The sequence below is a fragment of the Microbacterium sp. MPR-TSA4 genome, from assembly GCF_058792815.1.
The window spans coordinates 65,339-77,741 of the sequence record NZ_JBXAFF010000004.1 but is presented as its reverse complement, the minus strand read 5'-3'; the positions used below and the strand labels follow the sequence as shown (position 1 = coordinate 77,741).

Genomic DNA, 12,403 nt, shown 5'->3' with positions numbered 1-12,403 from the left:
CTGTGAACGGATTTCGCCGGCGGCCGGTCGCGGGGCGCGGCGGCGCCGGCTCTAAGGTGGGTGCCATGGCGCACACCTTCGACGACGACGCCCTCGCCGGCGTGCTCGGTCACATGAACGACGACCACTCCGACGACAACCTCCTCATCGCCCGCGCCTTCGCTCCGCTCACCGATGTCGTCGGCTCCGAGATGATCGGATTCGACGGGGCGGCGGGCCGGTGGCGCGTCCGCCTCGCCGACGGCACCGAGGACGTCATCGTGGTCCCGTGGCCGGGCGGTGCCATCACGGAGCGCCGTGAGGTGCGCCGCGAGATCGTCGCGCTGTACGACGAGGCCTGCGCCCGGCTGGGGATCACGCCGCGCCCGCACTCCTGAGCATTCTCGGAGGCAACCTTCAGTTTAGGTGAGCCTTAGTTTCAGATACACTGACGGCTGTGACCGAGCCGATCCCGTTCTCCACCGCCCTGCGCGAGCGTTCGCGCTCCGCCCACTCCGGCAGCGAGCACGCCGGCTTCATGGACGACCTGATGCGCGGTCGCGGCACGCGCGACGACTACGTCGCCCTCGTCGCACAGCACTGGTTCATCTACGACGCCCTCGAGACCGCCGCCGAGACGATGCGGCACGACCCCGTCGCCGCCCCGTTCATCAGCGACAAGCTGACGCGGCTGCCCGCGATCGAGGCCGACCTGGCGTTCCTCATCGGCGACGACTGGCGCGCGCGCATCGAGCCCCTGCCCACGACGCGGCGCTACGTCGAGCGGATCCGGGAGGTCGGCACCAGCTGGCCCGGCGGCTTCGTCGCCCACCACTACACCCGGTATCTCGGCGACCTCTCGGGCGGCCTCTTCATCGGCAAGCTGATGGCGCGGCAGTTCGGCTTCGAGACCAACGGCATCGGCTTCTACCTCTTCGACGAGATCGCCGATCCCGCCGCGTTCAAGGACGTCTACCGCGAGCAGCTCGACGCGGTCGCCTGGGATGCCGCCGAACGCGAGCGCGTCATCGACGAGGTCCTGACGGCGTACCAGTTCAACACCGACCTCTTCCTCGACCTCGCCGCCGCGAAGGCCGCCACCGCGGCATCCGCCTGACTGCGCGTTTCGACTCCTCGCTGCGCTCGTCGCTCAACGACCGGGTGCCGCCCTCGGTCGTTGAGCGAGCGCAGCGAGTCGAAACGCCTGACGGTCGTCAGAAGCCGGCGGCGCGGACCCCGGCCATGAAGCGGCGGACGTCGGCATCCACGAGGATGTCGCTCGGGCGCAGCGGCCGTGAGAGGTACAGGCCGTCGAGCGAGGTGAGCCGCGACAGCGCGACGTACGTCTGTCCGGGGGCGAAGGCGCCCGAGCCGAGGTCGATGACGGCGCGGTCGTAGGTCTTCCCCTGCGACTTGTGGATCGTCACGGCCCAGGCCAGGCGCAGCGGGAACTGCGTGAACTCGGCGACGATGTCACGCGTGAGCTTTCGCGACGCCGGGTCGTACGCGTAGCGGAACCTCTCCCACACGGCCGGCTCGACGTCGACCTCCTCGCCGTCGATCTCGACGCGCACCGTGCCACCCGCGATCCGGGTCACGGTGCCGATCGACCCGTTCACCCAGCGCGGTCCGTCGCCCCGCGTGCCCACGTCGTTGCGCAGGAACATCACCTGGGCGCCGACCTTGAGCTGCAGCTCCGTGTCGGCCGGATACGACGCCTCGCCCCGGCCGAAGTCGCCGCTGATGTCGGCGCGCGCCGTCTGCACCGGCCCGGGCAGCGCGTCGAGGTGACGCTGGTTGATGCGGGAGACGATGTCGTTGCGCGTGGCGAGGGTGATGATCGGAGGCTCGCCGTCGACCGGCTCCGGGACGGGACGAGCCCCGGCGGCGTTGAGCATGCCGGCGATCTCCGCGGTCACGACCCCGTGGCGCACCGCGTTCAGCATGGCCTTGAAGCCGTTGTCGGCCTGCCGGTGGATCTCGCGCAGCTCGCGGATGTGCAGGGGCGCGCCCACCCGGCCGAGGTCGAGCAGTCCGTCCGAGCGGATCGCGGAGCCGTCGGCCGACGGTCCCGCCCACACCTGCGCGTCGAAGAACCAGAACGACCGGTAGTGGTCGTTGATGTAGCGCAGCTCATCACCGCGCGGGGGCACCGGTGACAACTGGTAGGGATCGCCGAACATGATCACCTGCACCCCGCCGAACGGCTCCGACCGGCGGCCCCGGGCCTGGCGGAGGGAGCGGTCGATGGCATCCATGAGGTCGGCGTTGACCATGGAGACCTCGTCGATCACGAGTGTGTCGATCGCCTTCAGCACACGGCGGGCCGGCTCGGACTGGTCGAGCTCGCTGTCGGCGATGAGCCCGATCGGCAGCCGGAAGAGCGAGTGGATCGTCTGCCCCTCGACGTTCAGCGCCGCCACGCCCGTGGGCGCGCACACGGCGATCTGCTTCTGCGTGTTCCACGCGAGATGCTGCAGGAGGGTCGACTTGCCGGTACCGGCCCGTCCCGTCACGAACACGTGCTCGCGAGTGTCCTCGATGAGGCGGAACAGCTCCTCCTGCTCGGCGGACAGGGCGGGGATGCTCACCGGATCCATGCTAGCCATCAGCATCCGTTTCCTAGACTGGACCTGTGGACGGGGTGGTGGGTGTCGATGCGCGCGCGGCGCAGACGCGAGGCGATGCCGCGTCGCGCCGCTCCTCCGCCCGTCGCGGAAGCCGCCGGCTGGCTCTGGACCTGACCGCCCTCGCCGTGGTCGGCGTGCTGCTGCTGGCGGCGGTCGGCGCGGCGACCGTCACGATCTACCGCGATCTCTACAGCCCCGGCGCCTTCGTCACCCGGTACCTGGAGATGCTGAGCCAGGGCCGCGCGCCGGAGGCGCTGGCGCTGCCGGGCGTCACGATCGACTCCACCGATCTGACCTCCGCGGGCCTGCCCGCCGACGCGAGCGAGGCGCTGCTGCGCCGCGCGGCGCTCGCCCCGCTCAGCGACATCCAGGTCGTGAGCGAGCAGGAGAGCGACGGCGTCGAGGTCGTGACGATGTCGTACCAGGCGGGGCCGCACCGCGGCACGTCGACCTTCCGCGTGGAGCGCTCCGGCTGGGTCGGGCTGGCGCCGACGTGGCGGTTCGCGCAGAGTCCTCTCGCCGTGATCGACCTGACGCTCCGCGGCGCCACCGCGTTCTCGGTCAACGGGTTCGCGGTCGACACGCGGCAGGTCTCGCCGGCCGGTGCGCAGGCCGATCCGCTCGCGCCGGTCGCGCTCCTCGTCTTCTCGCCCGGCCTCTACTCCATCTCGGTCGACACCCCCGTCTCCACGAGTGCGGGGGTCGCGGTCCTGTCCGACACGCCGCAGGCCCAGGTGCCCGTCGACATCCAGACGCAGCCGACGACGCAGTTCGTGGCGGTCGTGCAGGACCGCGTCGAGTCGTTCCTGACGGCGTGCACGACCCAGCAGGTGCTGCAGCCGACGGGGTGCCCGTTCGGACTCCAGGTGCGCAACCGCATCGTCGAGCCGCCGGTGTGGTCGATGGTCACGCAGCCCACGATCACGCTCGAGCCCGACGGCGCCGGGTGGGCCATCTCTGCGGCGGACGCCGTGGCGCACGTCGTCGTCGACATCCGATCGATCTTCGACGGCACCGTCCGGCACGTCGACGAGGACGTGCCGTTCCGGGTCGGCGGGACGATCACGATGCTTCCCGACGGCACCGCCTCCATCCAGGTGGAACCCGCGAGCTGAGGACGCGGTCGCCTCAGCGCGCCGCGCGGGCGTCGCGTTCGGCGAGCTCGGCGAGCCGGGCGTTGTACGCCTCCAGCTCGGCGTCGCCGGTGCGGTCGGCGTGACGGTCGCTGCGCCGCTGCGTCCGCTCGTCGGAACGGCTCCACTGGATCGCGACGGTGATGGCGAGGATGAGGGTCGGGATCTCGCCGATCGACCAGGCGACTCCGCCGCCCGTGTACTGATCGACCAGCGGCGCCTCGCCCCAGGTGCGTCCCATCGAGCCGAACCACTCCGCGACGAACAGGCCGGTGGACATCATGATCGCGATGCCGAAGAACGCGTGCATGGCCATGACGCCGATGAGGGTCAGCAGCCGGAACGGATAGGGGTAGCGCAGCGGCACCGGATCGATGCCGACGAGCGACTGCACGAACAGGTACCCCGAGATCAGGAAGTGCGCGACCATCCACTCGTGGCCGATGTGGTCGTAGAGGGTCCAGCGGAACAGGTCGGTGTAGTAGAACGCCCAGAGCGACCCGATGAACATCGCCGCGGCGAACAGCGGATGCGTGATCACCCGGGAGAACGGCGTGTGCACCGCCCACAGGATCCACTCGCGACCGCCCCGCGTGCCGTCGTCGCGCTTGGCGATGGCCCGGGAGGCCAGGGTCACGGGAGCCCCGAACACGAGCATCATCGGGATCGCCATCGACAGCAGCATGTGCCCGATCATGTGCATGCTGAACAGGTAGTCCTGATACGCGTTGATCGGTCCGCTCGTGACCCAGAACAGCGACAGCAGGCCGAGCACCCAGAGCACGGTGCGGTAGATCGGCCAGCGGTCGCCGCGGCGGTGCAGGCGCCACACCCCGGCGAGGTAGAAGAACAGCCCGAAGCCGACGGCGAAGACCCACAGGATGTCGATGTCCCACTGCGTGAACCACTGCGTGATGGTCAGCTCGGGCGGCAGCGGCGTTCCGGTCAGGATCTCGGCCGGCGTCTTCACCTCGGGCAGGGTCGTGTCCACGGGCGGCGGGGTGCGCGAGAGCGCCACCGCCGCACCGCTGGCGATGCCCATGAAGACGAGCTCGAGCGTCACGAGGCCCCAGAAGCGGCGCGCCGCGGCATCCTGGCCCGCCCGATCGGCGCGGGCGATACGGGCGATCACTCCCGTGCGATACCGCGCGCCCAGCGCGCCCAGCAGCAGCAGCGCGACCACTTTCACACCCAGCAGGGCGCCGTACGGCGACAGCAGATAGCGGGGCTCGACGACGCCGACGGCCGCGCGGGCGACGCCCGACAGCGACACGACCACGAAGGCGACGAGCGCGAGGCTCGAGTAGCGGGTCAGCACCGCGCCGAGCTCCGCGACGCGCAGCTGCGGTCGCAGCACGATGAGAAGCAGCAGGCCGCCGAGCCAGACGGCCGCGGCGACGATGTGCAGCACGAGCGCCGAGACGGCGATGTTGTGACCGGCCTCGTCGCCCGAGTGGCCCTGCGTCGCCATGGGCACGAGGCTCGCCGCAGCCAGCACCGCCACGACGAGCGTCGACGTCCACCCGCGGACGGCGAAGGTGAGCACCGTCAGGCCCGCCCCGGCGATCGTCGTGAGCGACCACGCGCGGCCCACGTCGGTCTCGACGAGGAAGCGGCCGAGCTGTCCGCCGAACTCCGCACCGACGTCGGGGGTCGCGTTGAAGATGCTGAGGAAGGTGAAGAACGCGGTGAGCCCGCTGGCCACGGTGAAGAGGGCGGCCGAGATGGATGCCGTGTCCAGCGCCGCGTCGAACGTGCTCTCCCCGGCCCGCAGCGCGAAGAGCGCGAGCACCAGCGCACCGAGCATCCCCGCCGCCGACAGGTTGACGGCGAGCGTCACGAGGGGAAGCCCCCAGCGCACGACGGGACCGGCGTCGCCGATGAGCAGGGGCGCGGCCCCGCCCCCGTACAGCAGCCCGAGCACCAGAGCGGCGAGGGCGGACGCGACGAGGATCGCGGGGCCCGCGAGGCGCAGCGCACGGGTCGAGATCACCCGTCCAGCCTACGCGGCGCCGGACACACGAAAGGGGGGATGCCGAGCGGCATCCCCCCTTCGCAGGACCGTGCTTACTTGACGGCGGCCTTGAGCTTCGAGCCCGCGGTGACCTTGACGCGCTTGCCCGCGGCGATCTTGATCTCCTCACCCGTCTGCGGGTTGCGGCCCGTGCGGGCGGCCGTGGCGACCTGCTCGAACGAGAGGAAGCCGGGGATCGTGACCTTCTCGCCCTTGGCGACGGCCTCGGAGACAGCCGAGAACAGGCCGTCGACGACGCGGCCGACGGTGGCCTGGCTCTCGCCGGTGGCGCTGGCGATGCTCGCGACGAGCTCAGTCTTGGTGATAGCCATTGGGGTTGTCCTCCAGACGGCAGCAGATGCCGCCTTCAGTGAGATCGGACCGGACGCGAGGCGACCGGTTTGGTCGGTTGGACCGTCCCCGAATATACCTACGATCCGCGGAAATCCGCGGATTTCCGGCGCTCAGACGTCATCTTCACCGGCGTGTCGGCCCGGATCGGTGACGGATGTGGCTGATGTGACCGCGGCGGGCACAGCAGAAGGCCCGGCCTCCGCGAGGAGAACCGGGCCTTCCGACGGGTGCGGTGCTTACCAGCTCGACTTGGTCACGCCGGGCAGCTCGCCCTTGTGCGCCATGTCGCGGAAGCGGACGCGCGAGATTCCGAACTTCGACAGGTAGCCGCGGGGGCGACCGTCGATGGCGTCGCGGCCACGCAGGCGCACGGGCGACGCGTTGCGGGGAAGCTTCTGCAGGCCGACGCGGGCGGCCTCGCGGGCCTCGTCGGTCGCGTTCGGGTCGACGAGGGTCTTCTTCAGCTCGGCACGCTTCTCGGCGTAACGGGCGACGACCTCCTCGCGCTGGTTGTTGCGCGCGATCTTGCTCTTCTTGGCCATGAGATCAGCGCTCCTCTCGGAATTCGACGTGCTTGCGGATCACCGGGTCGTACTTCTTCAGCACGATGCGGTCGGGGTTGTTGCGACGGTTCTTACGCGTCACGTAGGTGTACCCCGTGCCGGCAGTCGACCGGAGCTTGATGATCGGACGGACGTCCTGAGCCTTCTTCGCCATTAGAGCTTCACACCCTTCGCGAGGAGGTCCTTCACGACCGACTCGATGCCGCGGGCGTCAATGACCTTGATGCCCTTGGCCGAGACGTTCAGCGTGATCTTGCGACCGAGCGAAGGAACGTAGTAGGTCTTCTTCTGCACGTTCGGGTCGAAGCGACGCTTCGTCCGGCGGTGCGAGTGCGAGATGTTGTGACCGAAGCCGGGAACTGCTCCGGTCACCTGGCACACTGCTGCCATAGTGATTCTCCTTAGTACCGTGACACCGGACGGTGCCACCCAAGATCCCTTGTCTGCATCCCTCTGAACACAGGGATACGAACTGCGTGCTGGAGTGCGCGCAGACAAAGAGTCAGTCTAGCACGGCCGGGCGTGTCGCCTTGACTCACGCGAGCGGCCCGGCTCCCCGTCCCCACCGGAACGGCGAGACCGTGGGATCGCCCTCGATCCAGAACCGCCACGGGAACGCGGCGGTGCCCCCGACGCCGGCCACCCCGACCCGCGGACCCGCGGCGACGTCGGTGCGCGGACGGGTCGGCAGCCACAGCCGGGCGACCGCGCCGGCCCACGGCGCTCCCGTGACCGCGTCGATGCCGTCGTGCAGCGGATGCCGGAGCCCCACGGCATCCCCGAGCCGGCCGGGACCCCGCGCGAGGTCGCGGCCGGCGCGGGCCGCGGGGCGCCGCGAGAACGCGACGTCCTCTCCCGCGACGATCTCACCGGCCCGCAGCAGCACGCCACCCGCCTGACCCTCGGGACCGCACACGACGTTGACGCACGAGTGGATGCCGTGACTCAGGTAGACGTAGAGGTGCCCGGGCGGTCCCCACATCGTGGCGTTGCGGGCGGTCCGTCCGCCGCGCGCATGCGAGCCGGGGTCGGGCTCGGGGCCCGTGCCGGCGCCGTGGTAGGCCTCGACCTCGGTGAGGCGCACCGCGACCACCGCACCGTCGCTCGCGACCTCCAGCACGCCGTCGAGCAGCCGCGGCGCGACGTCGACCGGCAGCCCCGCGAGCGCCGCGCGCGTGGCCGGGACGAGACCCGTCGTCGTCATGGCGTCATCCGCGCGGAGGGGTCTGGCACCACGAGATGTCGAAGCCGGCGAGCGCGCCCACCTCGGTGCCCGCGTCGGCCCCCGTCAGCGCGACGACGTGCGTCCGCACGTGGGCCGGGAGGGGGAGGCGGTAGCCGTCGTACGGGTTCGACACGGCATCCGGCGCCACGAGGAAGGCGGCGTAGCGCCCGCTGGGCGAGACGCACGACTGGATGAGGATGTCCTTCGGGTCGACCGAGAACACGGGGGTCGCCGCCCCCGACGCGTCGACGACGTTCACGGTCGTCGAGCGCACGGTGAACCCGTCGACGACGGCGAGCACGCGCAGGGTGCTCCCGTCGGTCATCGGCGTCATCTTGTTCGTCTGGCCCAGCGCCTTGTCGGTGGGCGGCAGCGGCACCTGGGTGGCGGTCGCCAGATCGATGGCCGCCGGTCCCTCCACGCGCTCGATGATCGCGGTCGTCGTGCCGCGGGCGATGCCGTCGATGGAGACGGCCGTCCCCAGCGTGACCGGGTCGCCGCCCGACGGGGAGATGAGGGTGAGGGCGCCGTCGTAGGTGAGCATCAGGATGCTGTCGGTGCCGGGCACGAAACGCCAGTCGTCGACCCGCGACTCTCCCCCCGTGCGTTCGATCATCGTGGGTGCGGCATCGGACTGCGCGGCGGTCAGCGACGCCGTGAAGAGGCGGGCCTCGCGGGCGCCGGGAGTGCCGACCGTGGCGTCGGTGAACGTGTAGCCGATGAGATCGCCGCGATCGGCGCTCTGCAGATCGGTCACGGTGCCGTCGCCGGGCAGTGCCAGCTCGCGGACATTGCCGCCGTCGAGGTCGGTGACGACGAGGTGGGAGGTGTCGTCGTCGCCGAGGGTCGACATCACCAGGTGGCCGGACGTCGCGCGGAAGTCCTCGATGTGGGCGTTCGTGTAGACCGGCTCGGGGTCTTCTCCGGCGAGGTCGGTGCGCAGGATCGTGTCGCCGCCGGTACCGCGCTGGAGCACGTACGCGTGGAGGGGCGGCGTCGTGAAGCTGTGCTCGACGGCGGCCGTCGGCCCGCCGCCCACGCCGACGAGCCCCGCGATGGTGACGGTGTAGGAGGTGTCGTCCCACAGCGGCTGGGTGAAGCGGATGCCGACGCTGCGCCCCGACGTGTCGACCGTGAACGGCGCCGCGGGAGAGACCGTGACCTGTGCGGGTTCGACCGTCGCCAGCGACTGCGTCGTGGTGATGATCAGGCGCGAGCCGGAGGCGCTCACCGCGGCATCCGGGTCGACGCTCACGTTGGTGACGCGGGGCCCCTGCGCGACCGTCACGGCGGAGCCGGCGAGACCGACGACGGCGAGCGCGCCGACGACGAGCGCGAAGCCCACGAGGAAGGCGCGGGAGCGTCGCCGGCGCGTGCGCTCGCGGCGCGTCGCGCGATCAGTACTCATACGGGTCCTTGGGCTGGTCGACGGTCTGCACCGACGCCGGCTGGATCTGCAGGCGCCCGTCGGCGTCGCGGATCGTCCCGGTCACCGTGACCCAGGTGCCGGTCGACGGGATGCCGTCGGCGAGCGCGACCGGCACGCTGGCCGGCTGCGCGTCGATCACGCAGTGGGTGATCACGAGCCGGGTGAGCCCGAAGCCGCCGTCGGTGGGCGTGACGAAACCGGTGAGGGTGATGGTGTCCCCGTCGAACGCCTCGGGATTGGTCGCGGTCGCGAACACGCTCGCCCACTCGCCGACGCCGAACGTCGACGTGTCGCCGGTCGACGCGAGGGCCACGGTGTCGGAGCCCTGGAACAGCGGCGGCGCTCCGGTGTCGCGCTGCATGGCGAGCTCGGCCGACAGCGTCGCCGGGGGTGTGAGCACGATGGCTGCGACCACGCCCGTGGCCAGGATGCCGCCGGTCACCGTCGCGGCGGTGCCCCACACCGAGCGCGCCTCGTGCCCGTGGTCGTCGCCGTGGTCGTGTCCGTCGCCGCGCCCATGCTCGTGCGCGTCGCCGTGGTCGTGCCCGTGATCGGCCTCCGCGCCGCGCGGGAGCGCGAAGCTGAGCACGGCGCCGACCAGCGCGAGGATCGCCATCGGCACCGCGAACCAGTTCGACGAGGGGTTGATGTAGAGCGCGAGCTGACCGGTGAGCCACAGCACGACCGTGACGGCGGAGAGGCCGGCGGCGAGGCCGACGCCGAGGAGCCGGGATCCGAGGAGATCACGCAACGAGGTTCACCACCGATCCGACGGCGATGGCGAACAGCACGACGACGATCACCAGACCGCCGAGGACCTTCGTGCGGAAGGTCGTGCGCAGCAGCGCCAGCATCTTGACGTCGACGAGCGGTCCGACCAGCAGGAACGCGACGATCGAGCCGGGCGTGAACGTCGAAGCGAACGAGAGCGCGAAGAAGGCGTCGACATTGGAGCAGATGGAGACGATCATCGCGAGCGCGATCATCGCGATGATCGACAGTGCGGGGTTGGAGCCGATCGCCAGCAGTGCCGAGCGCGGCACGAGCACTTGCACGGCGCCGGCGATGGCGGAGCCGATGACGAGAGCCGGCATCACGGCGCGCAGTTCCACGACGAACTGGGCGAGGCTGCGCTGCGCCTTGCCGGGGCCGCCGCCGTGGGCGGCGTTGTCGAGCGAGAGCTCGCAGCTGGCGCGGAAGCGGTCGGTGATGAGGCCGTCCGGGTCGGGATGCCGGCTGTACAGCCATCCGATGAGGTTGGCGACGGCGTACCCGCCGAGCAGGCGGGCGATGAGGATGCCGTCGTCGAAGCCGAACGCCTGGTGGGTCGTGATGATGACGATCGGGTTGACGATCGGCGCCGCGATCAGGAAGGTGAGGGTCTCGGCGACGCCCAGTCCGCGCATCATGAGGCCGCGGGCGAACGGCACGTTGCCGCACTCGCAGACGGGGATGAGCATGCCGAGCAACGACAGCACGGCGCGGCGCGCCCACGGCGCGCGCGGCATCCACCGTTCGATGACGCCGGCGGGCACCCACACCTGCACGACGATCGACAGCAGCACGCCCAGCACGACGAAGGGCAGCGACTCGATCAGCACGCTGATCGCGAGGGTCAGTCCGTCCTGCGCCCGCGTCGGAAGCGACGGCCCGGGCGAGAGGAGAGCGATGACGACGAGCGTCGCGACGACCAGCACGCCGATGCCGACGGCCACCGCGGTGCGGACCGGCGCGGCGCGCACCTCAGTCGACACGGTCTCCGGGGCTCGCCGCCGCCCGTTGCGCCGCGCAGGCCGCGCACACGCCGAAGATGTCGACCACGTGCTCGGCCTCGGTGAATCCGTGCGCCGCGGCGGTGCGCTGCGCCCACGCCTCGACCTCGCTGGCCTCGATCTCCACGGCGAGCCCGCACGAACGGCAGATCAGGTGATGGTGGTGGCCCGTGCTGGTGCAGGCGCGGTAGATCGCCTCGCCGTCCGGGCTCTGCAGCTGGTCGGCCTCGCCGCTCGCGGCCAGCGTCGCCAGGGCGCGGTAGACGGTCGCGAGACCGATGCCGGTGTTCTCGTCGCGCAGAGTGGCATGCAGCGTCTGAGCGCTGACGAAACCGGTGGCGTCGCTCAGCGCCTCGCGCACGCGATCGCGCTGCCAGGTGTTGCGCTGGGCCATGCGGCGAGTCTACCCACGGGGTCTTGGAGCGGGCTGGACACGGCGCAGCCCGCCCTCACGCCTCGACACTGCCCCGCCGACGGACCCCGTCGATCGCACGGCAGACGAGGTAGATGAGGAAGGACAGCGTCGTGATGTACGGACTCACCGGCAGCGTGCCGGCGATCGCGAGGAGGATGCCGCCGACGGCCGCGGTGACGCCGAAGCCGGCGGCGAGCAGCGGCACCGCGACGGGACCGTTGGACACGCGCATCGCCGCCGCGGCCGGGGTGACCAGCAGCGAGAGCACGAGGAGTGCGCCGATGATGTGGACGGCGACGGCGACGACGATGCCGAGCAGGAGCATGAAGGCGAAGGACACGACCGTGGTCGGCACTCCGCGGGCGGCGGCCGACTGCGGGTCGAGGGAGTCGAAGGTCAGCGGGCGCCAGATCAGCAGGAGCGCGACGAGCACGATGGCGCTCAGCACGATCAGCACGGTGAGCTGATCGCTCTGCACCGACACGATCTGGCCGGTGAGCAGGCTGAAGCGGTTGGCGCTGCGCCCGTTGTAGAGCGAGATGCACAGGATGCCGATGCCGAGCCCGAAGGGCATGAGCACGCCGATGATCGAGTTGCGATCGCGCGCCCGCGCTCCGAGCCATCCGATGAGGCCGGCCGCGACGAGCGATCCGAAGATGGAGCCCGTCACGACGTCGAAGCCGAGCAGGAGCGCGGCGGCCGCTCCGGCGAAGGAGAGCTCGCTGATGCCGTGCACCGCGAAGGCCATGTCGCGCTGCATGACGAACACGCCGATGAGCCCGCCGACGATGCCGAGCACGGCTCCCGCCCACACCGAGTTCTGCACGAGCGCGAGGATGTCGCCGTAGCGCGAGAGCCCGCCGAAGAGCGCGTTCGCGATGTCGTCCAT

General features: G+C 70.9%; 15 protein-coding genes. 3 read left to right on the top strand and 12 right to left on the bottom strand.

Translation table 11 applies throughout. The features are described 5' to 3' along the window. Positions 1–65: 65 nt before the first annotated feature. Both AC1Q49_RS03905 and AC1Q49_RS03900 read left to right on the top strand, forming a co-directional pair. Entirely contained in the window at positions 66–377 is a 312-nt protein-coding gene (locus tag AC1Q49_RS03905) for a DUF2470 domain-containing protein (protein ID WP_101305347.1), read from the top strand. A 59-nt stretch (positions 378–436) separates the two neighbouring features. Further along, complete coding sequence (locus AC1Q49_RS03900) at positions 437–1,096, top strand: biliverdin-producing heme oxygenase (RefSeq protein ID WP_060959744.1); 660 nt, start codon at positions 437–439, stop codon at positions 1,094–1,096. A 97-nt stretch (positions 1,097–1,193) separates the two neighbouring features. Here AC1Q49_RS03900 and AC1Q49_RS03895 read toward each other — a convergent pair whose 3' ends face one another. Continuing rightward, positions 1,194–2,579, bottom strand: coding sequence for an ATP-dependent DNA helicase (locus AC1Q49_RS03895; RefSeq protein WP_267956420.1), 1,386 nt, complete (start codon positions 2,577–2,579; stop codon positions 1,194–1,196). Between the two features lie 47 nt (positions 2,580–2,626). Here AC1Q49_RS03895 and AC1Q49_RS03890 point away from each other — a divergent pair, with 47 nt between their 5' ends. Beyond that, positions 2,627–3,724, top strand: coding sequence for a hypothetical protein (locus tag AC1Q49_RS03890; RefSeq protein WP_492491055.1), 1,098 nt, complete (start codon positions 2,627–2,629; stop codon positions 3,722–3,724). A gap of 13 nt (positions 3,725–3,737) precedes the next feature. Here the strand turns inward: AC1Q49_RS03890 and AC1Q49_RS03885 are convergent, their stop codons facing one another. The 11 genes from AC1Q49_RS03885 to AC1Q49_RS03835 form a co-directional block, all read right to left on the bottom strand. Continuing rightward, positions 3,738–5,732 carry a bifunctional copper resistance protein CopD/cytochrome c oxidase assembly protein gene (locus AC1Q49_RS03885; protein ID WP_060959779.1) on the bottom strand — a complete coding sequence of 665 codons (1,995 nt, stop codon included), beginning with the start codon at positions 5,730–5,732 and terminating at the stop codon, positions 3,738–3,740. Between the two features lie 77 nt (positions 5,733–5,809). After that, positions 5,810–6,088 (bottom strand): HU family DNA-binding protein, encoded by a 279-nt coding sequence (locus tag AC1Q49_RS03880; RefSeq protein ID WP_005051774.1) that lies wholly within the window; start codon positions 6,086–6,088, stop codon positions 5,810–5,812. A 258-nt stretch (positions 6,089–6,346) separates the two neighbouring features. Then, complete coding sequence (gene rpsN / locus AC1Q49_RS03875; RefSeq protein WP_005051773.1) at positions 6,347–6,652, bottom strand: 30S ribosomal protein S14; 306 nt, start codon at positions 6,650–6,652, stop codon at positions 6,347–6,349. 4 nt (positions 6,653–6,656) lie between these two features. Then, positions 6,657–6,827 (bottom strand): 50S ribosomal protein L33, encoded by a 171-nt coding sequence (rpmG, locus tag AC1Q49_RS03870; protein WP_005051772.1) that lies wholly within the window; start codon positions 6,825–6,827, stop codon positions 6,657–6,659. Continuing rightward, the gene (rpmB, locus tag AC1Q49_RS03865) at positions 6,827–7,063 is read right to left on the bottom strand and encodes a 50S ribosomal protein L28 (RefSeq protein WP_060959747.1); all 237 of its coding nucleotides are present in this window, start codon (positions 7,061–7,063) and stop codon (positions 6,827–6,829) included. Before rpmB ends, rpmG begins: the two co-directional genes overlap by 1 nt. Positions 7,064–7,208: 145 nt before the next feature. Continuing rightward, positions 7,209–7,877, bottom strand: a complete 669-nt coding sequence (locus AC1Q49_RS03860; protein WP_191009403.1) for a DNA-3-methyladenine glycosylase — start codon at positions 7,875–7,877, stop codon at positions 7,209–7,211. Between the two features lie 4 nt (positions 7,878–7,881). Next, the gene (locus AC1Q49_RS03855; protein ID WP_492491007.1) at positions 7,882–9,306 is read right to left on the bottom strand and encodes a hypothetical protein; all 1,425 of its coding nucleotides are present in this window, start codon (positions 9,304–9,306) and stop codon (positions 7,882–7,884) included. Beyond that, positions 9,296–10,078, bottom strand: a complete 783-nt coding sequence (locus AC1Q49_RS03850; RefSeq protein ID WP_492491006.1) for a TIGR03943 family putative permease subunit — start codon at positions 10,076–10,078, stop codon at positions 9,296–9,298. Before AC1Q49_RS03850 ends, AC1Q49_RS03855 begins: the two co-directional genes overlap by 11 nt. Continuing rightward, positions 10,071–11,081 (bottom strand): permease, encoded by a 1,011-nt coding sequence (locus tag AC1Q49_RS03845; protein WP_061782192.1) that lies wholly within the window; start codon positions 11,079–11,081, stop codon positions 10,071–10,073. The genes AC1Q49_RS03850 and AC1Q49_RS03845 overlap by 8 nt, the downstream gene beginning before the upstream one ends. Then, positions 11,071–11,493: a Fur family transcriptional regulator gene (locus AC1Q49_RS03840; RefSeq protein ID WP_060959752.1), complete on the bottom strand. Its 423-nt coding sequence runs from the start codon at positions 11,491–11,493 to the stop codon at positions 11,071–11,073. Before AC1Q49_RS03840 ends, AC1Q49_RS03845 begins: the two co-directional genes overlap by 11 nt. 55 nt (positions 11,494–11,548) lie before the next feature. Continuing rightward, entirely contained in the window at positions 11,549–12,403 is an 855-nt protein-coding gene (locus AC1Q49_RS03835) for a metal ABC transporter permease (protein ID WP_267956415.1), read from the bottom strand.